19 protein-coding genes and 1 other annotated feature are annotated in these 22,513 nt (G+C 36.4%); of the genes, 18 read left to right on the forward strand and 1 reads right to left on the reverse strand.

Features of this window, described 5'->3' with window-relative positions; all coding sequences use genetic code 11:
* The 8 genes from ADH99_RS01265 to ADH99_RS01300 all read left to right on the forward strand — a co-directional run.
* A partial coding sequence (locus ADH99_RS01265) for an IS3 family transposase (RefSeq protein WP_049555914.1) occupies positions 1–328 on the forward strand: 328 nt, incomplete at its 5' end.
* 143 nt (positions 329–471) lie between these two features.
* A complete protein-coding gene (coaE, locus tag ADH99_RS01270; RefSeq protein WP_049555024.1) occupies positions 472–1,071 on the forward strand; it encodes a dephospho-CoA kinase in 600 nt (199 codons plus the stop codon).
* 41 nt (positions 1,072–1,112) lie between these two features.
* A complete protein-coding gene (gene nrdR / locus ADH99_RS01275) occupies positions 1,113–1,580 on the forward strand; it encodes a transcriptional regulator NrdR (protein ID WP_005606839.1) in 468 nt (155 codons plus the stop codon).
* A gap of 17 nt (positions 1,581–1,597) precedes the next feature.
* Positions 1,598–3,040 carry a DnaD domain protein gene (locus ADH99_RS01280; protein WP_049555023.1) on the forward strand — a complete coding sequence of 481 codons (1,443 nt, stop codon included), beginning with the start codon at positions 1,598–1,600 and terminating at the stop codon, positions 3,038–3,040.
* A gap of 14 nt (positions 3,041–3,054) precedes the next feature.
* Positions 3,055–3,978 (forward strand): primosomal protein DnaI, encoded by a 924-nt coding sequence (dnaI, locus tag ADH99_RS01285; RefSeq protein WP_049555022.1) that lies wholly within the window; start codon positions 3,055–3,057, stop codon positions 3,976–3,978.
* A 56-nt stretch (positions 3,979–4,034) separates the two neighbouring features.
* Positions 4,035–4,248, forward strand: a binding site (T-box leader).
* A gap of 72 nt (positions 4,249–4,320) precedes the next feature.
* On the forward strand, positions 4,321–6,264 hold the full coding sequence (thrS, locus tag ADH99_RS01290) for a threonine--tRNA ligase (RefSeq protein ID WP_049555027.1): 1,944 nt from the start codon (positions 4,321–4,323) through the stop codon (positions 6,262–6,264).
* A 1,042-nt stretch (positions 6,265–7,306) separates the two neighbouring features.
* A complete protein-coding gene (locus tag ADH99_RS01295) occupies positions 7,307–8,686 on the forward strand; it encodes an MATE family efflux transporter (protein ID WP_049555021.1) in 1,380 nt (459 codons plus the stop codon).
* Positions 8,687–8,716: 30 nt separating this feature from the next.
* Entirely contained in the window at positions 8,717–10,099 is a 1,383-nt protein-coding gene (locus tag ADH99_RS01300; RefSeq protein ID WP_049555020.1) for a deoxyguanosinetriphosphate triphosphohydrolase, read from the forward strand.
* Positions 10,100–10,195: 96 nt separating this feature from the next.
* On the opposite strand, the gene ADH99_RS01305 is transcribed toward ADH99_RS01300, so the two are convergent.
* Positions 10,196–10,495 (reverse strand): DUF1827 family protein, encoded by a 300-nt coding sequence (locus tag ADH99_RS01305; protein ID WP_049555019.1) that lies wholly within the window; start codon positions 10,493–10,495, stop codon positions 10,196–10,198.
* A gap of 283 nt (positions 10,496–10,778) precedes the next feature.
* Here ADH99_RS01305 and ADH99_RS01310 point away from each other — a divergent pair, with 283 nt between their 5' ends.
* The 10 genes from ADH99_RS01310 to ADH99_RS01355 all read left to right on the forward strand — a co-directional run bounded on the left by ADH99_RS01310 (position 10,779) and on the right by ADH99_RS01355 (position 22,504).
* Positions 10,779–11,045 (forward strand): phosphocarrier protein HPr, encoded by a 267-nt coding sequence (locus tag ADH99_RS01310; RefSeq protein WP_039849104.1) that lies wholly within the window; start codon positions 10,779–10,781, stop codon positions 11,043–11,045.
* A gap of 1 nt (position 11,046) precedes the next feature.
* A complete protein-coding gene (ptsP, locus tag ADH99_RS01315; protein ID WP_049555018.1) occupies positions 11,047–12,774 on the forward strand; it encodes a phosphoenolpyruvate--protein phosphotransferase in 1,728 nt (575 codons plus the stop codon).
* Between the two features lie 434 nt (positions 12,775–13,208).
* The gene (locus ADH99_RS01320) at positions 13,209–13,796 is read left to right on the forward strand and encodes an ECF transporter S component (protein WP_049555017.1); all 588 of its coding nucleotides are present in this window, start codon (positions 13,209–13,211) and stop codon (positions 13,794–13,796) included.
* 3 nt (positions 13,797–13,799) lie between these two features.
* Positions 13,800–15,017, forward strand: coding sequence for a bifunctional phosphopantothenoylcysteine decarboxylase/phosphopantothenate--cysteine ligase CoaBC (gene coaBC / locus ADH99_RS01325; protein ID WP_049555016.1), 1,218 nt, complete (start codon positions 13,800–13,802; stop codon positions 15,015–15,017).
* A 172-nt stretch (positions 15,018–15,189) separates the two neighbouring features.
* Complete coding sequence (locus ADH99_RS01330) at positions 15,190–15,882, forward strand: sugar transferase (protein ID WP_198408230.1); 693 nt, start codon at positions 15,190–15,192, stop codon at positions 15,880–15,882.
* Positions 15,883–15,897: 15 nt separating this feature from the next.
* Positions 15,898–17,118, forward strand: a complete 1,221-nt coding sequence (locus tag ADH99_RS01335) for a DegT/DnrJ/EryC1/StrS family aminotransferase (protein ID WP_049555015.1) — start codon at positions 15,898–15,900, stop codon at positions 17,116–17,118.
* A 14-nt stretch (positions 17,119–17,132) separates the two neighbouring features.
* Positions 17,133–18,938: a polysaccharide biosynthesis protein gene (locus ADH99_RS01340; RefSeq protein WP_005606813.1), complete on the forward strand. Its 1,806-nt coding sequence runs from the start codon at positions 17,133–17,135 to the stop codon at positions 18,936–18,938.
* Positions 18,939–18,999: 61 nt separating this feature from the next.
* Positions 19,000–20,016, forward strand: coding sequence for a glycosyltransferase family 2 protein (locus tag ADH99_RS01345; protein ID WP_049555014.1), 1,017 nt, complete (start codon positions 19,000–19,002; stop codon positions 20,014–20,016).
* Between the two features lie 76 nt (positions 20,017–20,092).
* On the forward strand, positions 20,093–21,442 hold the full coding sequence (locus ADH99_RS01350; protein WP_049555013.1) for an LCP family protein: 1,350 nt from the start codon (positions 20,093–20,095) through the stop codon (positions 21,440–21,442).
* A gap of 21 nt (positions 21,443–21,463) precedes the next feature.
* Entirely contained in the window at positions 21,464–22,504 is a 1,041-nt protein-coding gene (locus ADH99_RS01355) for an LCP family protein (RefSeq protein WP_049555012.1), read from the forward strand.
* The last annotated feature ends 9 nt before the right edge of the window (positions 22,505–22,513 follow it).

Raw genomic sequence — 22,513 nt, forward strand, 5'->3', positions numbered from 1 at the left:
TTTTAGAGAAGAACAATACGAGAGTACTATTCTCCATAGTGATCAGGGATGGCAATACCAGCATGAGTTTTATCATAGTTTTTTAGAAGATAAGGGCATTCAGCCATCTATGTCCCGCAAGGGTAATAGTACTGACAATGGCATGATGGAATCGTTCTTTGGCATTCTTAAATCAGAGATGTTTTACGGCTATGAAAAGACATTTAAATCTATAAAGGAACTTGAGGGGGCAATCGTCGACTATATTGATTATTACAACAACAAACGAATCAAAGTAAAATTAAAAGGACTTAGTCCTGTACAATACAGAACTAAATCCTTTGCTTAAATTAATTGTCTAACTTTTTGGGGTCAGTACATATTGAGGGTGCGGTATTTTTGTATGTTTTTGGGTGATGGATGTAAAAAGAACTTGCGACAATATCGGTTTTGAACTAACATAGGTCTTACAAGAAGTGTTGGAGGAAAAAGATGAGAGTTATTGGATTAACAGGCGGGATTGCTAGTGGCAAATCAACCGTTTCGAATATATTCAAGAACGCGGGCATTCCGATTATCGATGCAGATGTCGTTGCAAGAAAAGTTGTTGAAAAAAATTCAGTAGGACTGACGTCTCTTACAAAACGATTCGGGAACTCTATTTTACTAGACGATGGTTCATTAGATAGAACGCAATTAGGCAGAAAAATGTTTAGTGATGCTTCTGTTTTGAAGGAGGTCAACGACTTGCTTCAACCTCTGATTAGAACGGAAATTGAACTTCAAATACAAGAGGCGAAAAAACAAAACCACCCGCTCATTATTCTAGATATCCCGCTATTATTTGAGATGCATTATGAGACTCTCTGTGATGAAATAATCGTAGTGGCTGTTTCGGTGGAAACTCAGATTCAGCGCCTAAAAAATCGCAATGGATTAACTAAAGAGGAAGCTCTAAAGAGAATCGCCTCTCAAATGTCTTTAGAAGAAAAAGTTAAAAAGGCGGATATCGTTTGGACTAATGAAGGGTCTATTGAAGAATTAGAAGCTAGAGTTCATCAGTGGCTACTCGAAAATTTCCGACAAAAATGATATAATTAATCGAATAAGCACAAAAAGGAGAGGTGTTTTTTATGCAATGTCCAAAATGTAAAAATAATGGTTCTCGTGTAGTAGATAGTCGTCCGGCAGATGATGGACGTTCGATTCGTAGAAGAAGAGAGTGTGAAGAATGTGGCTACCGCTTTACGACTTTTGAACGTTTAGAAAAAGCACCATTACTCGTCATCAAAAGAAATGGCAATCGTGAAGAATTTAGTCGTGAAAAATTATTAAATGGATTAGTTCGTTCAGCTGAAAAACGTCCTGTATCATTGGGACAGTTAGAAACCATTGTCAATGAAATTGAGCGTTCGATTAACCAAGAAGGGGAAAATGAAGTATCCAGCACTTTAATTGGAGAAATGGTCATGGATCATTTATCTAAAATTGACGATATTGCTTATATTCGTTTTGCCAGTGTGTATCGTCAGTTTACAGACCGAAAAATGTTCTTAAAAGAATTAGAACGCATGTCTTTTGAAATGGACAATAAAGATTAAAGAAAGGAATTGAAGGAATGCAGTCAAAAGAATTTCCGTGGTCCAAATATAAACCAATGGACGGAATTTTGGTGATTCAACCGGTTTGGATTACTGAAAGAGAAATACAATTTTTAATGCAATTATATGCTCCGTTTATTGGAAAAGAAGCCACACTTTTGTATGCTACTTTATACGGTGAATTATCTCCATCTGCGTACCAGAGCGAAGTATTTTCAATTTCTGAATTACTGTCCATGACAAACTTGGGAATGCCAGATTTTCATTTAGCAAAATCTAGACTAGAAGGCATAGGACTATTGAAGACCTATCATAAGGAACCTACTGCTTCTCGTCCTCAAACGTATACGATGGAATTGCTAGCACCAACTTCTCCAAGACTCTTTTTTAAAGATGCGCTTCTGTCCACTTTACTATTGAATCAGGTGGGAAATCATCGGTTTGAAAAGTTGAAGCAGAGATTTTTAGCTACTAATGTAGGAGATTTAGGAGATTCCAATAGTGCTCAATTTGAAGAAGTGTACCGACTTCCTTACAATATGGAGTCATATACTAGAAATTTCTCTCAAGAAAAAAGAATGGTGATGGATGTAAAACAACAATCACCAATGGAATTTTCATCTGAGGTCGATTGGGAACTGATTGAAGGACTGTTGAAGACGGAATTTGTTGATTTGGATTCTTTAACGAAGGAAGTCAAAAGAATCGTTGATGTACTGTATAAAGCGTACGGATTTTCAGAATCAGAAATCGCTCAATTCCTAGTGATTGCTTCAGATTTATCGACTAAAGTGATTGATGAAGAATTCTTACTGAAATTAGGTCAAGAAGCCGCCCAAAATAAGGTGAATCTAATGAGAGAGAAGAAAGATCATTCTGTCACAGAAGAAATGAAAGAAAAATCTGAAACGTCTGAAGAAGTCTCTTCTGTAGAAGATGAAGCAATCGGGATGTTAATTCAAGCAGCAAAAGAATTATCGCCAATTGATTTTGTCTCCAGTATTAAGACGCAGAAAAAAGGGTATGTTTCTAAAGCAGAGAGACAATTAATTTTTGATCTTGTCTCCGTGAGTGGTCTGCCAAATGAAGTGTTGAATATTTTATTCCACTATGCGCTAGTTCAGTTGGATCATGCGACGCTTGCAAGGAACTTTGTAGATGCGATTGCTAACGACTGGGCGACCAAAGGAATTCAAAGTGCTAATGAGGCGATAGATGCTGTAAGGAACCGTGATTTACAAAGAGAGGTTAAGCGGAAACAGCAATTGCATAATGCAGGTAAGAATAACTACAGAAAAAATAGTGGTTATCAAGAGCAATTACCAGAGTGGGCGAAAGAGTCCAAGACGAAGGAAAAACAAACGCCTACACCAAGTAAGAGTCAACCAGAACAAGTTTCAAATCATTTGGCCAATCAAATTGCAAAATTAAAAACGAGTCAACAAAAAGAACAACAATAATGGAGGTGACCACAATGGAAGGTTTTAAAGGATTATTAAATCAAAGAGAGGCGGATCAAAAGATTCCTAATTTAAAAGCCATCGAAGAAAAAATTTATTCTGATGAAGATGTCAAATCTTTTTTAGAGCGTCATAAAAGTGAATTAGATCCGCAAGCCGTTCGTAAAGGAACCTCTGCGTTGTTAGAATTCATTATGGAAAGAGATGCTAGGAAAAATCAACAAGCTGTAAAAGCTCCAGGATTAGAACCGTCACTTGAAGTGCATAATGGCTTTATTTTAGTAAATTATAGTCGGACTGAAGAAGCGATTCGCCAGGAAAAAGAACGCAAACGTAGACGATTGATTCACTCGATTAATATGCCGAAAAATATCGCAGAAGCACGTTTCTCAGATACGGCGCTTACGCCAGAACGACAAGATGTCATTGGGGAATTATTGAAATTCATCGAAGGATACAAACCAGAGGGTGCCAATTATCAAAAAGGTTTATACTTAGCAGGGCCTTTTGGAGTTGGAAAGACTTATATGATGGGAGCATTAGCGAATGAATTGTCTGAACATGGGATTGAGACGACTTTAGTCAATGTTCCAACTTATAGTTCAGAAATTAAACAAGCGATTGCGACAAATTCGGTTGAATCAAAACTAATGACGATTAAAAATACACCTATTTTAGTTTTAGATGATATCGGTGCCGAAATGAATAGTGCATGGTTTAGAGATGAAGTATTGATGGTGATTTTACAGCACCGTATGTTGCAAGAATTACCAACGTTCTTCACTTCGAACTTCACGATGGATGAGTTAGAAGTGCATTTTGCTCATTCAAATAAAGGAGACCAAGAACTTCTTAAAGCAAAACGTCTCATTGAGCGGATTCGTTTCTTAGCAAAAGAATATTTTGTAGATGGGATTAATCACAGAAATCTATCTTAATTAAAATGCTTGAAAATAAAATAGATTAGTGGTTAAATACTAATGAACTAAATATTTTGAAAATGATGAAAAAGACAAGAAACTATCTCTTGGTTACATTTTAGAGAAAAGTGGGTTGGTGCAACACTTTATCCAGAATAGTTTTACCACTTTTGAATCCTTGCTTGAAATGAGTAGAGTAAGGCGTATCGGAGCGTTAGTCCGTTTAAGGTTTGTCGATGAGAGACAAATGAATTTGGGTGGAACCACGTAGAGAATGACGTCCCATAGTTTGCAGTAGTAAACTATGGGACTTTTTGTTTGATTTAAAATTTTCAAAAGGAAAGAAGGAAGAAAATGTCAATGATTAAAATTACTTTTCCAGATGGTGCCGTTAAGGAGTTTCCAAAAGGAATTACAGTAAAAGAAGTTGCCGAAAGTATTAGTAAAAGTTTAGCAAAAAAAGCATTAGCAGGTAAAGTGAACGGAGAATTAGTAGACTTCGATCGCGCTATTGAAGAAGATGCTTCTATCGAAATCGTTACACCAGACCACGAAGATGCATTAGGAATCTTACGACACTCAACAGCCCACTTATTAGCACACGCATTAACTCGTTTATACCCAGGAATTCACTTCGGGGTAGGACCAGCAATCGAAACAGGATTCTACTACGATACGGATATGCCAAATCAATTAACAGAAGATGCACTTCCAGAAGTGGAAGCAGAAATGATGAAAATCGTTAAAGAAAACTACCCAATCGTTCGTCGTGAAGTAAGCCGTAAAGAAGCGCTAGAAATCTTCGCAAACGACCCTTATAAAGTAGAATTGATTAACGGTTTACCTGAAGATGAAACAATCACTGTTTACCAACAAGAAGACTTCGTTGACTTATGTCGTGGTATCCACGTTCCTTCAACTGGACGTATCCAAGTCTTCAAATTATTATCACTTGCTGGAGCTTATTGGAGAGGTGACTCTAACAATAAGATGATGCAACGTGTTTACGGTACAGCCTTCTTTGATAAAGCAGACTTAAAAGAATTCTTGAAGATGCGTGAAGAAGCTAAAGAACGTGACCACCGTAAATTAGGTAAAGAATTAGACTTATTCATGATTAGCCAAGAAGTAGGTTCAGGATTACCATTCTGGTTACCAAAAGGAGCTACAATCCGTCGTACAATTGAACGTTACATCGTGGATAAAGAAATCAGCCTTGGATACCAACACGTGTACACTCCAGTTATGGCTGATGTAGGTCTTTACAAAACTTCAGGTCACTGGGCTCACTATCAAGAAGATATGTTCCCACCAATGGATATGGGCGATGGCGAATTATTAGTATTACGTCCAATGAACTGTCCTCACCACATGATGGTTTACAAAAACCACATCCACAGCTACCGTGAATTACCAATCCGTATTGCTGAATTAGGAATGATGCACCGTTATGAAAAATCAGGTGCCCTATCAGGTTTACAACGTGTACGTGAAATGACTCTTAACGATGGACATACATTCGTTCGTCCAGACCAAATTAAAGACGAATTCAAACGTATCTTAGACTTAATCCGCGAAGTGTATAGTGACTTCAACGTTAAAGACTACCGCTTCCGTTTAAGCTATCGTGATCCTGAAGATAAACATAAATACTTTGATGACGATGAAATGTGGAACAAAGCTGAAACAATGTTAAAAGAAGCAATGGATGAAATGGGATTAGAATACTTCGAAGCTATCGGTGAAGCAGCATTCTACGGTCCTAAATTAGATATTCAATTCCGTACAGCAATGGGATTAGAAGAAACAATGTCTACAATCCAATTAGACTTCTTATTACCAGAACGCTTCGACTTAACTTACGTTGGGGAAGATGGAGATAACACTCACCGTCCAGTAGTTATCCACCGTGGAGTTGTATCTACTGCAGAACGTTTCGTAGCTTACTTAATCGAAGAGTACAAAGGCGCATTCCCAACTTGGTTAGCTCCAGTTCAAGCAACAATCATTCCTGTAAGTGTGGAACATCATTATGATGCTGCACGTGAGTTAAAAGAAAAAATGGCTCGCTTAGGAATGCGTGTGGAACTTGATGACCGTAATGAAAAAATGGGGTACAAGATTCGTGCCTCTCAAACTCAAAAAATTCCTTATCAATTAGTAATTGGGGACAAAGAGGTTGAAGAAGGTACTGTAACGGTTCGTCGTTATGGTTCTAAAGAAACTAAATCAATGTCTATCGAAGCGTACTTAGAATACGTACAACGCGAGATTGCAAACTTCTCTCGCCCGCTTGAAGACTAATTTTTCAAAGGCTCGTAGCAATACGAGTCTTTTTTGTGCTTAATAATAAAACCGAAGGTTTTGATTTATGGCTAGGTGGTTTAAGAAGAGGATGAGTGCTACTTTAAAAATATAGGGAATTTGTATTTTTTATTGTGGTCTCGTTCTTTCGAATCAATGCGAATGTCTTCATAAAAGCTGTAATGGGATACCGGTTCGAGCCGAAGTCTCTCAGCTTGGGAGTAAGACAGAAGAAAAAATGAACTCACGGTGTGAGTTCATTTTCCTTCGTAGTCTTACCCCCGCAAGGATGATTAGGATTAAGCAAATCATGAATGATGCAGCTTAATCCAATCATCTACTGCGTCTATTTAAAAAACAGTTAATTTATAATGATGCAACTGCTTTTATAGAATCCGCATGATTCTTCAGAACGAGTTTTAAAATTTAATTCGTATTTTTTATAAGGTGAACTATGCTTCTTAGACCGCCATAAATCAAAATGCGGATAAAGAAAGACGAGTCTTACGAAACATTAGTTATCGCTAAAATTGGAGCGTCCGCTGGTGTTGTTATAGAATCCGCATGATTCTTCAGAACGAGTTTTAAAATTTAATTCGTATATTTTATAAGGTGAGCGATGCTTCTTAAATCGCCATAAATCAAAATGCGGATAAAAAAGACGAGTCTTACGAAAAATTAGTTATCGCTAAAATTGGAGCGTCCGCGACCGGTTTTATAGACTACGCATGATTCTCCAGAACGAAGCATTAAAAATTTATTTGTATATTTTATAAGGTGAGCGATGCTTCTTAAATCGCCATAAATCAAAATGCGGATAAAAAAAGACGAGTCTTACGAAAAATTAGTTATCGCTAAAATTGGAGCGTCAGTTGCTGCTTTTTTATGGAGCGCTCGCTGGGGTTTCTGAAACCGAAATAGTGGGATGGGATGTTTGACAAATTTAGGTTGCAAAGTTAAGATAAATGTATTGGTAGATCTCTCCGCTTGTGGAGGGACTTTTTTTATGCGTATATATAACTGATTGAAAAGGAGAGTTTTGATGGTAGTTGAAGAAAAACAAAATCCGTTAGGGTATGAGAAAATTAGTACACTGGTTCGAAAAATGGCGATTCCGGCGATTGTCGCGAATGTGGTAAATGCTCTTTATAATATCGTTGACCAAATATTTATCGGACAAGGAGTAGGGTATTTAGGGAATGCGGCTACGAATATTGCCTTTCCAATTACGACTATCTGTATGGCGATTGGATTAATGGTAGGAATTGGTGCTGCCTCGAACTTTAACTTGGCGCTAGGACGAAAGGAAGATAAACATGCGCGTGAAGTGGCAGGAACGGCAGTTGTGTTACTTTTAACAGCTGGATTAATGATTATGAGTATTGTACTCTTGTTCTTACAACCTTTACTGAATTTATTTGGTGCAACCGATCAAATTTTAGGGTATGCCAGTGAATATGCTGGTATTACAGCGCTGGGGATTCCATTTTTTATGTTTTCAATTGGGTTTAATCCACTCGTTCGTGCAGATGGTAGAGCAACATATTCGATGATGGCGATTATTATAGGAGCGTTGCTGAATACAGTGTTAGATCCGTTATTTATCTTTGGATTTAATATGGGGATTGCTGGAGCTGCTTGGGCAACGGTAATCAGTCAAATCGTTTCTGCCCTTGTATTAGTAGCGTACATTCCACGGTTTAGATCGGTTCATTTTGAGAAGGGCGATTTTAAATTATCATTTGAAGATGTAAAAGTCATTGCATCTCTTGGGTTAACCTCGTTCATCTTCCAAATTTCTGCGACCATCGTTCAAATCACATCGAACAACTTACTTCGTACGTATGGTGCACAATCAGTTTACGGTAGTGATATTCCGATTGCAGTCGGAGGTGTTGTAAGTAAAATTTTCGTTATTTTCATTGCAGTTGTGATTGGGTTAAATCAAGGAGCACAACCGATTTTAGGATTTAACTATGGTGCGAAGAAATATTCACGCGTCCATGAAACGATGAACTTGCTATTAAAAGTCACTTTGATACTGTCGACAATACTATGGATATTATTCGAAGCTTTCCCATTGCAACTCATTCAAATGTTTGGAAGCGGGGACGCTCTTTATTATGAATTTGGCGTTCGATATGCGCGTGCTTACCTATTTTTCACTTTTATTAATGGAATAACTATTATTGTGACAACATTTTTCCCTGCAATCGGAAAAGCGAAATTAGGGGCAATTTTATCTCTGACACGTCAATTATTTGTTCTACTTCCAGTGATGCTTCTTCTTTCAACATTGTTTGGAGTGGATGGACTTATTTTTTCAGGGCCTGTTTCAGATTTCGTTTCATTCATAATTTGTATCACAGTTTATCTCAATCAAATGCGCAAAATTCCAAAGGTGGACGAACTTTTGGTATAATGGTAAGAGGTAACGGAAGGGGTATGATTTATGGAATGGTCTAAATTACTATCAACAAAACGTATTTCTGGGAAAAAAGCGACTCACCGCAATGAGTTTGATGATGATTACAAACGGATTGTAACGAGTCCGGCTTTTAGACGTTTGCAAGATAAAACGCAGGTATTTCCTTTAGAAAGACTTGATTTTATCCATACGAGACTGACGCACTCATTAGAAGTTGCTATGGTGGCGAGGTCCTTGGCTAAAGAAATTGTGATTCTTTTACAGGAAGAAGTTAAAAAGCAACCTGATAGCAGTCGTCAAGAAATGATTGATAGACAAGAAGATGTCTTGAAAATTGTTGAATGTGCGAGTTTAGTTCATGATTTAGGAAACCCTCCGTACGGACATTTTGGAGAAGATATTATCCGTCAATGGTTTAAGAAAAATCTTCCTAATATCTTGAGAGAACGAAGTGATGTTGCTGATGAGTTTTTATCAAGTCCATATGTAAATGATTTTTATCGTTTTGAAGGGAATGCTCAATCCCTACGCATTGTTTCGAAACTTCATGATTTTAAAGGAAAATTTGAAGGTTTGGATTTAACAGTGGCTACTTTAAATACGATTTTAAAATATACTTACCCCTCTTCTTATAAAAAAACAAAGGAAATAACTTCTAAGAAAGTTGGGTATTTCTATTCAGAAGAAGATGCGTTTAAAACAGTGACGGAAATTACGGGAACAGGCACTAATCGACATCCACTGACCTTTATTTTAGAAGCAGCAGATGACATTGCATATTTGGTTGCAGATATGGAAGATGCGATTGGAAAAGGCGTGATTTCTTTTAGAGATGTGCGAGAATTTCTACTAGCTAATTTGAGTAATGATGCATATAACGCACCACATTCCGTTCATACTCGTGAAATATTAACGACTATCGATGAAGAAGTTTTCAGTGTGAATCGTTTCTTTGTGGATTTACGAGATAAATTAATCGATGGAGCACGTCATAATTTTGTGAATCATTATGATGAAATTATGGAAGGAACGTTTAACCAAGATTTATTCAAAAATTCTTGGGCTGAAGATTTATATTTCATCCTTCGAAAACTTTCTGAAGAACAAATTTATGATCATAAAGGGATTTTGAGACTAGAAATTGCTGGCTATACGACGTTGACCTATTTATTAGATAGTTTCGTGCCTTCTTTAGTTGCGTATGACACGAATCGCCAATTAGACTATGTAGAATTGAAGAAGATTGGTATCATTTCTGAAAGTCAGAGACGCTCGTATCATTATTTTGCTAAAGGAAAGAGTGAAGTAGAAAAATTATACTTACGTCTTCTTTTAGCAACAGACTTTATATCAGGGATGACAGATAGTTATTCACATCGCCTCTATTTAGACATGGTTGGAATCTAAATCAGCAAAAAGACCATATATGGTCTTTTTCGGCTCAATATAAAAAAAGAGTACCGCTAATGAAATTGCTTCATTAGCGGTTTATGATTGCTTCCGTTAATTAAATGAGGGTCGTTTTTTCTCCACAGGGATACTAATTTCAACAAAGTTATCTGCATGGATAATATCAAGGCCATCAGGTTCCATATGGAACAAACGATGAACGACAAATTCAATTTCAACATCTTTAATGCGTCTTTTTTTATTTAAGATGACAATATCACGGTGAGTGGCAGCGTCAGCATAGAAAACAGTTGTTTGGCCAAGAGAGTATACTTTGATATAGAAAACATCCGTGTTAGCTAACTGTTCATTGACAAGTTGAGAGTGGGAATTAGTAATATCGATAAGTTTCATTTCAGACACAGCCTCCTTTATTTATGTCGAATATTAATATTATTATACAGCGTTTTTAATATTATTTCATCTCTCTTTTTTTGAAAATTTAATTTTTTTGAAAAAGGATGAATAGCTTGCTCTCAGTAAGATGAAAGTGCTTTTAAAAAATATATTGAAATAGTTGTTAAAATCGAAAAAAAATGGTAACCTTATTAAATGAAAGGGTTGTATTTTTGAGGACTACATGCTCTCGAATGTACATTTCTTAAAACAAAATTTACTTTCAAAGGAGACTTTCAATATGGAAAAGAAAGAATATCATGTAATCGCAGAAACAGGAATCCACGCTCGCCCAGCAACTTTATTAGTTCAAACAGCAAGCAAATATAGTTCAGATATCCAATTAGAATACAAAGGAAAATCTGTTAACTTAAAATCAATCATGGGCGTTATGTCATTAGGTGTTGGCCAAGGTGCTGACGTAGTGATTACTGCTGAAGGTGCTGACGAAGCAGAAGCATTAGCAGGAATTGACGAAACAATGAAAAAAGAAGGATTAGCTGAATAATATGAAACCAACATTACAAGGGATTGCTGCTAGTGATGGTATCGCAATTGCCAAAGTATATACTTTGACTGAACCTGATTTAACAGTGACAAAAGTGACTGTAGAAGATTCAGAAAAAGAAGTTTCACGCTTGGATGATGCATTAGCAGCGTCAATCAAAGATGTCGAATTAATCAAGGAAACAGCTTTAAAAAACTTAGGTGAAGAAGAAGCACAAGTATTCGATGCTCACTTAATGGTTTTAAGCGATCCAGAATTAATTGGACAAGTAAAAGATAGCATTACATCTAACAAAGTTAATGCGGAATCTGCATTAAAAGAAGTAACAGATATGTTTATTTCTATTTTTGCAGGAATGGAAGATAACCCTTATATGCAAGAACGTGCTGCGGACATTCGTGACGTATCTAAACGTGTCTTAGCTCACCTTTTAGGCGTTAAAATTCCTAGCCCAGCAACTATCAAAGATGAAGTGATTATCGTAGCTGCCGATTTAACACCGAGCGATACAGCTCAATTAAATCGCCAATACGTAAAAGCTTTCGTTACTGATATTGGTGGACGTACTTCTCACTCAGCTATTATGGCGCGTTCTTTAGAAATTCCAGCAATCGTTGGTACTAAAGAAGTGACTTCAATTGCTAAAGACGGAGATATCATTATCGTGGATGGTTTATCAGGGGATGTATTCCTTAACCCATCTGAAGAAGTGGTTGCTGAATACCGTGCTAAAGCTGAAGCATTTGCGGCTCAACAAGCTGAATGGGAAAAATTAAAAGATTCAAAAACTTACACTAAAGATGGCCATCAAGTTGAATTGGCTGCAAACATTGGTACACCAAAAGATTTAGAAGGTGTTGTAAACAATGGTGCAGAAGGTGTTGGTTTATACCGTACAGAATTCTTATACATGGATTCTCACGAAATGCCAACAGAAGAAGATCAATTTGAAGCTTACAAAGCTGTTTTAGAAGGAATGAATGGAAAACCTGTTGTCGTACGTACAATGGATATCGGTGGGGATAAAGAGTTACCATACTTACCATTACCACACGAAATGAACCCATTCTTAGGATATCGTGCAATTCGTATTTCATTAAATGAACCTGAAATGTTCCGTACACAATTACGTGCATTATTACGTGCATCTGTATACGGTAAATTACGTATCATGTTCCCAATGATTGCGACATTAAATGATTTCCGTGGCGCTAAAGCATTATTAGAAGAAGAAAAAGCTAAATTAATCGCAGAAGGTGTTGCAGTCAGCGACGATATCCAAGTAGGTATCATGATTGAAATTCCTGCAGCGGCAGTTTTAGCTCACCAATTCGCGAAAGAAGTGGACTTCTTCAGTATCGGAACAAACGACTTAATCCAATACACAATGGCTGCTGACCGTATGAACGAACGCGTTTCATACTTATACCAACCATACAACCCATCAATCTTAACGTTAATCAAACACGTAATTGATTCAGCACACAAAGAAGGCAAATGGGCGGGAATGTGTGGGGAAATGGCTGGAGATCAAACAGCTGTGCCTCTATTAGTAGGTCTTGGATTAGATGAGTTCTCAATGTCTGCGTCAAGTGTTCTAAAAACACGTAGCTTAATTTCTAAATTAACATTAAGCGATATGCAAGCATTAGCAGCTAAAGCGATTAACGAATGTGCAACTGTAGAAGAAGTTGAAGCATTGGTAGCAGAAGCTGTATCTAAAATCTAATAAATAGATAGCCTGAACACCTAAGGGGAACCTTAGGTGTTTTTTATTCGGCGAAATATCTAAGAAAGTATTAAAACTTTTAAATGTATTTTAAGGGGGATATTCTTCAGCATAGGAATGTGGTATACTTTCCTAGAAGAAACAGAGGATAGGAGTTTAAGAGGGATTATCATGAAAAAAAGAATTGAGAATTGGGTCAAAAAGTTAGACTCACTAGTTGGATGGACACTGTTGTTTTATGTCATCATTACATGTATTATCCTGTATAGTATTTTTACTGATTTTACGAACGCGACAGATTTTATATATAATGCTTTCTAAAAAACTGAAAATAGCTGATTAAAGTTGAATTTTGAAGCTATTTTCAGTTTTTTTGCGTTGATTGAGAGTAGAAAGCTTAGTATAATACAATCATTAAGACTTGAGGTGACAGTATGAAAAGAGAAAAGACTTTTCAAATGGTATTAAGTGCGATGTTTATTGCCATTATTATTTTGCAAAGTTTTGTACCATTTTTGGGGAATTTACCCTTATTTATTTTAGATATTACCATTATCCATATTACCGTTATTGTTGGAGGAATTGTTTTAGGACCTAAAGCAGGATTCCTTCTTGGATTTGCATGGGGATTCAGTTCCTTTTTACGTGCGTTTACTTCAGGAAATGCAGTAACTTTTATGATATTTACAAATCCTTTCATTTCAATACTTCCAAGGTTGTTAATGGGAGGACTCATTGCCTTGTTTTATCATAAAATGAACAAAGTAATTACTTATGACAAATTAAGAATGGCTTTGTCAGGGTTTTTAGGAAGCCTGATGAATACCGTTTTAGTTTTAGGCCTGATTTATCTACTGATGGCAGGACAATATGCAGAATTAACAGGAAAGACGGTAGCTGAATTGCCTCTTGTACTTATGGGGATTGTAATGTCAAATGGGATTGCAGAAGCGATAGCGGCGTCTATTATGACACCGATTATTGCATCTGTTTTACTATCGGTTTCTAAGAAAAGAGGATAGTGTATGTGGAAGGGTAAAAACGTAACCGTCTTTGTAACAGGTGGCATTGCCGCGTTTAAAGCTGCAACACTCGTCCGCTTGTTTGTAAAAGCAGGGGCAAATGTTGAAGTAGCAATGACGAAGAGTGCGTGCGAATTCATCACACCATTAACATTTCAAGTGTTAACGAAGAATAAAGTTCACATCGATACCTTTGACGAAGATGAAGCGAATAAGGTTCAACATATTCATTTGGCGGATCAGACAGATGTGGCTATAGTTGTACCTGCAACGGCCAATACGATTGCGAAAATGGCTAATGGAATTGCTGATAATTTCGTTACAAGTACTTTACTAGCAACAACTGCTCCTATTTATGTAGTTCCAGCGATGAATGAACATATGTGGGAAAATCCAGCAACGGTTCGAAATGTGAAGCAACTTGTTGAAGATGGCAAGTCAGTGATTGAACCTGCAACTGGATTTTTAGCTGAAGGCTATACTGGGAAAGGACGTTTACCGGAACCTGAAGAAATTTTTGAACAAATCACTTTTCTGGAAAGCAAAAGAGTAAGTAAGTCTCCTTTGAAAGGGAAGTCAGTATTAATCACTGCAGGCGGAACAAAAGAAAGAATTGATCCAGTTCGCTATATTTCAAATGATTCTTCTGGGAAAATGGGCTATGCATTAGCGAGAGCTGCTGCCGTTTTAGGAGCCGAAGTTCAGTTGATTTCAACCACAAAGCAATTAAAAGTTCCTTACGGCGTTCAAGTGACTTATGTAGAAAGCGCACTTGAGATGCATGATGTAGTCACACATCTGTTTCCCAAAACAGACATTGCTGTGATGGTAGCTGCAGTATCGGACTACTATGTGGCCAATCGTTCAAATCAAAAAATAAAAAAACAACAAAATGAATTAGGATTGACGCTAGAGTTGCTAGAAAATCCAGATATTTTAAAAAAATTAGGTCATTCAAAACGAGAAGAACAAATAGTTATCGGTTTTGCAGCAGAAACGACGAATGTGCTTGAATATGCAAAAGCAAAATTAGAAAAGAAAAAAGCAGATGTCATTATTGCCAATGACGTCTCAAATTCTCGTATCGGTTTTAATTCGGACAGTCACCAAGTCACTTTGTTAACAAAAGATGGACATATAGTGAATCTTCCAGAAAATTCTAAAGAAGAATTGGCTTTAAATATATGGGAAAGCCTTCTTGAAGAAAAAATTATTCATTAAAGTAGAAAATTTAATAAATAATGATTGAAACTGAAAATGTCGAATAGATATTTTCAGTTTTTTGTTTTCAAAAATTTACGATTAATTTATTCAAGATTAATAGAGAAATTTACCTCAAAAGAAGAAAGTATGGTATAATAGGAAAGGTTATCTAGGCATGAGGGGAGAAGTTATGGAAGAAAAAAATTCTTTGCCAGAATTTATGAGGAATGAACTCGTAATTAACAAACAAAAAGAACTTCGACAGAAAAAGGGGTATTTAATTTCAAAACGAATTTTTGATATAGTAGTGTCCTTGCTACTTCTAATTCCTTTATCAATTGTATTTATCATCATTGCAATTGCGATAAAATTAGAAGATGGAGGACCGGTATTTTATAGACAAAAGCGGGTCACTACTAATGGACGTATTTTTAAAATCTTTAAATTTAGAACAATGATTTTAAATGCAGACAAAGTAGGACCATTAGTTACTCAAGATCATGACCCACGAATTACAAAAGTAGGACGTCGTGTAAGAAATTATCGCCTAGATGAAGTGGCACAATTGTTGAATGTACTAATTGGAGATATGTCTTTTGTAGGGGCTAGACCTGAAGTTCAAAAATATGTAGATGCATATACTCCAGAAATGCAAACAACACTCCTGCTGCCAGCCGGAGTTACTTCATTAGCCGCTATTGAATTTAGACATGAGGCTGAAAAAATTGCAAAATGGACAGAGCAAGGGTTGAGCGTGGATGAAGCGTATATCCAACATATCCTGCCTGAAAAAATGCAATACAATATTGATTATTTAAATGAATGTAGTTTAAAAAAAGATATCGCAATTATGGTAAAAACTGTGATTGCTGTTTTAAAATAACTTGGAGGGAACAACATGAAAGTTAGAAATATTCCATTTTCACCACCTGATATTTCAGAAAAGGAAATTAATAATGTAATCGAGGTATTAAAGTCTGGTTGGATTACAACCGGGCCTAAAACAAAAGAATTTGAACGTCAATTAGCAGAGTTTATGGGGACAGAAAAAGTGGTTTGCTTAAACTCAGCAACAGCTGCTCTAGAATTAGCGTTACGTGTACTAGGCGTTGGACCTGGAGATGAAGTGATTGTTCCAGCATTTACGTATACGGCTTCTTGTAGTGTGATTGAACACGTTGGAGCAACACCAGTAATGGTGGATATCCAAGAAGACCATTTTGAAATGAATTATGATGCTCTTGAGGCTGCAATTACTGAAAAAACTAAAGTAGTTATTCCAGTAGAATTAGCAGGTGTCCCATGTGATTATCGTCGTATTTTTGAAGTGGTTGAATCTAAACGAAGCTTGTTTAAGCCAAAGACAAACTTACAACGTCACTTCAATCGTATTGTTGTCGTTTCTGACTGTGCGCATGCGATTGGAACGACCCGCGATGGTGTTTCTGTAGCTCAGTTAGCAGACTTTGCATCCTTCTCATTCCATGCCGTTAAAAACTTAACGACTGCTGAAGGTGGATGTATTACTTGGAATCCAGCAAATGAATTGGATTCTGAAGCGATGTATAAAGAATTCCAAGTATACTCATTACATGGACAAACCAAAGACGCTTTAGCAAAAATCAAACCAGGTTCTTGGGAATATGACATTGTCATTCCAGGATATAAATGTAATATGGCCGATGTAATGGCGGCTATTGGGTTAGGTCAATTAGAACGTTATCCTCAATTGCTAGAGCGTAGAAAAGAAATCGTTCGTCAATTAGATGCTGGATTAGCAGTTGATTCACGTATTCAAGTACTACAACATGAAGGTGAAAACTATCAATCTTCACGTCATTTATATATCACACGCATTAAAGGGGCTTCCTATGATCAACGTGGCGAGATTATTATTAAAATGGCTGAACGTGGAATTTCATGTAATGTTCACTATAAACCACTTCCTTTATTAACAGCTTATCAAAATATAGGCTTCAAAATGGAAGATTACCCAAATGCTTACCGCTTCTTTGAAAATGAAGTAACTTTACCGTTACACGGACTACTAAGTGATGAGGATATTGACTATATTGTTCAAAATTATTTAGAAGTAATTCAAGAAGTGCTTGGACAATAAGAGAGGATGATTTCATGAATAATCGATTTAGAATTTTATTATTATTCATCGTCGATTCGTTACTTGTTGTTGGTTCAGTATTTTTAGGATTTCGATTAGTAACTGAAGGGTTGATTCGTAATATTCACGGATTAACGATTACGGCGATTCTATCTTTAATCGCCTACTATATTTTTTCTTATTTCTTCAATTTATATTGGAGAGATTGGGAATATGCCAGTGTCTATGAAGTCATTACGGTTGTGAAATGTGTTTCTGCAACGGTAATTGTTTCTACAATTTCAGGCTTAGCGTTCTTTGACACGAAAGTAACGTGGCAATTTTTAATCGTATGCTGGTTATTGCTGGTGATTTCAATCGGTGGAGTTCGTCTATCGATGCGTGTGTTCCGTGAATTCTTTGCAGATACTAGCGTTATGGAAAATGCGAAACCTACTTTAATTGTAGGAGCAGGAGCTGCAGGTACTTTATTAGTTCGTCAAATGCTCATGCATCCAGCAATGAGAATGGACCCGATTGCCTTTGTGGATGACGATCCAGATAAACTTCGTAAAGATATTTATGGAGTTCGTATTCTTGGTGCTATTAAGGATATTGAGCGTATTGTGGATACAATGGGGATTACAAAAGTAGTTATTGCGATGCCATCTCTTCCAATCAAGAAACTTAACGAAGTATATGATGTAGCCCGCAAGACCGGTGCAGAATGCGTTATTTTACCAAACATTGATGATGTTATGAGTGGGAACTTACATGTTCAACAACTAAGAAATGTGGAGATTGAAGATTTACTAGGTCGTGACCCAGTAGAACTCGATCAAACGATGATTGAAAAACAACTACGTGGTAAGAAAATCCTTGTTACTGGAGCGGGTGGTTCGATTGGTTCAGAAATTTGCCGTCAAGTAGCGAAATTTAAACCAAAAGAAATCATCATCTTAGGACATGGTGAAAATAGTATTTACCAATTAAATATGGAATTAGTTGGCAAATATTCGCAACACTTCACAATTACGCCAGTGATTGCCGATGTGCAAGATCGAAAACGTATCTTCGAAGTGATGGATAAGTATAAACCGGATGTAGTTTATCATGCTGCAGCACATAAGCATGTACCGTTGATGGAAATTAACCCTCGTGAGGCCGTTAAAAATAACATTCTTGGAACAAGAAATGTTGCAGAAGCTGCTAGTCATGCGCGTGTTAAATCGTTCGTAATGGTATCGACTGATAAAGCCGTTAACCCACCAAATATTATGGGAGCGACGAAACGTCTTTGCGAAATGATTGTGCAAGATATGGCGACTCGTAGTGAATATACAAAATTCGTTGCGGTTCGTTTCGGGAATGTTTTAGGTTCACGTGGTTCAGTAATACCGCTCTTCAAGAAGCAAATTGCTGAAGGAGGACCTATTACGGTAACTCATCCTGATATCGTTCGTTACTTTATGACCATTCCAGAAGCTGCTCAATTAGTCATTCAAGCGGGTTCTCTTGCTCGAGGCGGAGAAATCTTCGTTCTTGATATGGGAAAACCGGTGAAAATTGTAGACTTAGCGAAAAACTTAATTCGTCTTTCAGGATTTAGCGAAGGTGATATTGAAATTAAGTTTACTGGATTACGTCCAGGTGAGAAGATGTACGAGGAATTATTAAATGAAGGGGAAGTAAATCCAAAACAAGTCTTTCCGAAGATTCATATTGGAATTGCAGACAATTCTCAAATTAATCGTGTATATAATTTTATCGAAAATTTTGAAAGTTATTCTGAACAAGAATTACATGATGAATTGATTGATATTGCGAATAAAAAGAAATAAAATAAAAAGGATTGGGATGTTTTGTTCCAATCCTTTTATCATATGACCAAGAGGTGGAAAAATGTTAGTTTCCGTTAATATTAGCGCATATAATGAGCAAGATTATTTGCCAGAAATTTTTGAAAGCTTAAAAAATCAAACGTATCCATTAAAAAATATCGAAGTCGTTTTAGTGAACGCAATGTCGACTGATGGTACGCGTTCTTTAATGGATCAATTCAAACTAGAAAATGAGCACTTGTTTTACGGTGTTAAAATTTTAGACAATCCAAGAAAAACTTTAAACACAGGACTTAATTTAGGATTTAAAAATTCTGAAGGAGAGTGTTTCTTAAAGATTGATGCGCACTCCAAAATTCCAGTTAATTTTATTGAAGCGAATGTGAAAGTCATTGAATCTGGAGAAAAGGTTTGTGGAGGAAGAAGACCGACTATCGTACAAGCAGATGATGATTTTTCAAAAACGCTACATATTGTTGAAGAATCTGCGTTAGGGAGTAGTATTGCTAACTACCGTAAAGGGGATGAGAGTCGTTATGTAGATTCTGTGTTCCAAGGGATGTATCACCGTGATGTTGTAAATCAGGTTGGATATTTTGATGAAAAACTAACTCGTACAGAAGATAACGAATATCATTATCGTATTCGTAAAAATGGATTTAAAATTTGGTACGATACATCAATTGAATCGTTTCAATATATTCGCCCAACATTGTCTAAAATGATCCATCAAAAATTTGCTAATGGATATTGGATAGGATTAACGTCGCATGTTTGTCGTGATTGTTTATCTCTATTCCATTTTGGGCCCGGAGTATTTGTGGCAACTTTATTAGTTTTAATGTTGTTAACGCCAATAAGTTTTGAGCCGCTCGTGACCGTATTTTCGCTATATATATTAGCGGTCTTAGGGTTATCAGCGTTTGAAATTTCGAAGCAAAAATTTAACCCTACATTATTATGGATTCCGTTGATTATGATAGCCATTCATTTTGCATATGGAATAGGAACCATAAAGGGTTGGATTTTTGGGTTTCAGTTTAAAAAGGATTATTTTAACGAAGAAGTTAATTCTTAAAAAACTATAAATACTCATGAGTTCAGGGGAATCTATGGTATAATTAACTGATTGTATAGTTATTGGAGTGGAATGAATGAGAGTGAACGAAGAAAAAATATCAAATAGAAGAAAACAAAGAAAAAGTAAAAAAAATAGAAAAATTATCCTTACCGTAGCAATCGCTATTGTTGCTGTTCTAATTGCGGGAGTAGCATATGCATGGAGCCGTATTTCGCAAGCAGAGGATGCGATTCATCAGGAAGTAGATACGCTGCAACTAAGAGATAAAGAATTAACAGATGATAGTAGTTTTTCAGTATTACTTTTGGGGATTGATAATGGTGCCTATGGCCGTGATACAGAAGTGGGCCGTTCAGACACAATGTTGTTGGTAACCGTTAATCCAAAACAAAAGAAAACAACGATGATTAGTATTCCACGTGACTCTTATACGGAGATTATCGGGTATGGGACTTTTGACAAATTGAACCACGCGTATGCATTTGGGAAAGAAAAATTTGCGATTAATAGTGTTCAAAATATGTTAAATATCCCGATTGATTATTATGTAACAGTAGACATGCAAGGCTTGATGGGGCTTGTAAACGCAGTTGGGGGATTAGAAATTACTCCTGCATTGACATTTACTTATGAAGATGAGTCGTTTACGGAAGGTGTGACACGACATGTAGATGGAGAAGCAGCATTACGATATGCACGTATGCGTTATGATGATCCAGAAGGAGATACTGGTAGACAGAAACGTCAACAATATGTGATTCAAAAATTAGTCGAAAAATTACTGTCATTAGGTTCAGTAACGAAATATGAAGAGATTTTAAAAACTTTAGAAAATTCAGTAAAAACGAATTTTACAGTTGAAAAATTATTCCAAATTGTGCAAACTCACAAAGAAGCTCTTCAACATTTTGAAACAGATACCATTAATGGGGACGGAGCGATGATTAATGGAATTTATTACTTTGTCATCCCAGAAGAAGAAAAATTGAGAATTTCGAATGTACTGAGAAAATCACTTGATTTAGAAACAATTTCTGAATTGCAGCATATTGAGACAAAAGAAACACAATCAACTGTGGATATTCAAAAAAATGCGCCACAGCAAAACTCACCAGTACAAGAAAAAGAAGACACTTATGTAGAGCCAAATGTGACTCCAAATTATAACTATAACTACAATAACAATAGCAATTACAATAATAGTAATTCGAATAATAATGCTGAGGAAAATGATGCAACGCCTTCAACACCGTCAAGTGCGGCGGATACAAGTGCAGCTACACCAGTTGCTCCTGCTACAAGAGCTCCTGAAGTAACAGCAGCTCCAGAGCAACCTCAAACCCAGGTTCCAGCAACACAAGCAGCACCTGTGACCCAAGAACCGGTAAAGCCAACTCAGCCAACTAAAAACCAAAATCCATAGAAATAGTATTGGAGTGAAACGATGAACGAATCAAATGAATGGAGTAGACAAAGCAGACGTCAACAAAAGAAAAAGAAAAAAGGCCGTGTAGCATTTGTATTCATCTGTCTTTTTGCAATTATTGCGGTTCTAGGAACGTATTATGCAAGTAAAATTAATAATACGATTAATACGATTACTCAAAGCGTTGGAAATCGTACAGAACAAGAAGCCAATGAGATTATAAAAAATGCTAAACCAATTAATGTTTTGCTACTAGGAATCGATAATGGTGCATACGGACGTACCGAAGAAGACGGGCGTTCTGACACGATGTTACTTTTAACAATTAATCCTACTACTAAAAAATCTCAATTATTAAGTTTACCTAGAGATACTTATACTGAGATTGTCGGGACAGGTGGGTATGATAAATTAAACCACGCCTATGCATATGGGAAAGCTCCTATGGTAATCAATTCTGTAGAAAAATTGTTGGATACAACCATTGACTTTTATGTTCAAATTAACATGGAAGGATTAATGGAGTTTGTTGATGCGGTGGGTGGAATCGAAGTGACGAGCCCATTAACCTTTACATATGAGGAACGAGCATTTATCCAAGGAAAAACAGAAACACTAGACGGAGAAAGTGCCTTACGTTTTGCACGTATGCGTTATGATGATCCAGAAGGAGATTATGGCCGTCAAAAACGTCAAAGAATCGTTATTGAAAAATTAGTTGAAAAACTAATGAGTTTTAGCTCAGTAGCAAACTTTGAACAATTAATGAATGCTGTTAGCAAAAATGTGAAGACTGACTTACCAATTGGACAAGTAATGGCTTTAAAAAATACCTATGGTCCAGCTGTAACCAGTCAAAATTTAACACAATCATTTATTGAAGAAAGACAATTATTGTTGACTAATAATGCGGGAGAACAAATTTATTATTCTTATGCAACAGATGATGTCTTGTTAGAAAATAGTAATTCTATCCGTAAATTGATGGGACAACCAACTGTTAAAACTTATCCATTATTACAAGAAAGACAAGATTTATATTATTTAACAACTCCTTAATTGGAGAAT

It is taken from the genome of Granulicatella sp. 572.rep1_STHE (assembly GCF_001073445.1).
In the GTDB taxonomy this organism is placed as follows: Bacteria; Bacillota; Bacilli; order Lactobacillales; family Aerococcaceae; genus Granulicatella; species Granulicatella adiacens.

What these genes read in the sequence shown, in the direction of transcription:
- coaE (WP_049555024.1), top strand. Translation starts at nt 472, where the DNA reads ATGAGAGTTATTGGATTAACAGGCGGGATTGCTAGTGGCAAATCAACC.
- nrdR (WP_005606839.1), top strand. Translation starts at nt 1,113, where the DNA reads ATGCAATGTCCAAAATGTAAAAATAATGGTTCTCGTGTAGTAGATAGT.
- ADH99_RS01280 (WP_049555023.1), top strand. Translation starts at nt 1,598, where the DNA reads ATGCAGTCAAAAGAATTTCCGTGGTCCAAATATAAACCAATGGACGGA.
- dnaI (WP_049555022.1), top strand. Translation starts at nt 3,055, where the DNA reads ATGGAAGGTTTTAAAGGATTATTAAATCAAAGAGAGGCGGATCAAAAG.
- thrS (WP_049555027.1), top strand. Translation starts at nt 4,321, where the DNA reads ATGATTAAAATTACTTTTCCAGATGGTGCCGTTAAGGAGTTTCCAAAA.
- ADH99_RS01295 (WP_049555021.1), top strand. Translation starts at nt 7,307, where the DNA reads ATGGTAGTTGAAGAAAAACAAAATCCGTTAGGGTATGAGAAAATTAGT.
- ADH99_RS01300 (WP_049555020.1), top strand. Translation starts at nt 8,717, where the DNA reads ATGGAATGGTCTAAATTACTATCAACAAAACGTATTTCTGGGAAAAAA.
- ADH99_RS01305 (WP_049555019.1), bottom strand. Translation starts at nt 10,495, where the DNA reads ATGAAACTTATCGATATTACTAATTCCCACTCTCAACTTGTCAATGAA.
- ADH99_RS01310 (WP_039849104.1), top strand. Translation starts at nt 10,779, where the DNA reads ATGGAAAAGAAAGAATATCATGTAATCGCAGAAACAGGAATCCACGCT.
- ptsP (WP_049555018.1), top strand. Translation starts at nt 11,047, where the DNA reads ATGAAACCAACATTACAAGGGATTGCTGCTAGTGATGGTATCGCAATT.
- ADH99_RS01320 (WP_049555017.1), top strand. Translation starts at nt 13,209, where the DNA reads ATGAAAAGAGAAAAGACTTTTCAAATGGTATTAAGTGCGATGTTTATT.
- coaBC (WP_049555016.1), top strand. Translation starts at nt 13,800, where the DNA reads ATGTGGAAGGGTAAAAACGTAACCGTCTTTGTAACAGGTGGCATTGCC.
- ADH99_RS01330 (WP_198408230.1), top strand. Translation starts at nt 15,190, where the DNA reads ATGGAAGAAAAAAATTCTTTGCCAGAATTTATGAGGAATGAACTCGTA.
- ADH99_RS01335 (WP_049555015.1), top strand. Translation starts at nt 15,898, where the DNA reads ATGAAAGTTAGAAATATTCCATTTTCACCACCTGATATTTCAGAAAAG.
- ADH99_RS01340 (WP_005606813.1), top strand. Translation starts at nt 17,133, where the DNA reads ATGAATAATCGATTTAGAATTTTATTATTATTCATCGTCGATTCGTTA.
- ADH99_RS01345 (WP_049555014.1), top strand. Translation starts at nt 19,000, where the DNA reads ATGTTAGTTTCCGTTAATATTAGCGCATATAATGAGCAAGATTATTTG.
- ADH99_RS01350 (WP_049555013.1), top strand. Translation starts at nt 20,093, where the DNA reads ATGAGAGTGAACGAAGAAAAAATATCAAATAGAAGAAAACAAAGAAAA.
- ADH99_RS01355 (WP_049555012.1), top strand. Translation starts at nt 21,464, where the DNA reads ATGAACGAATCAAATGAATGGAGTAGACAAAGCAGACGTCAACAAAAG.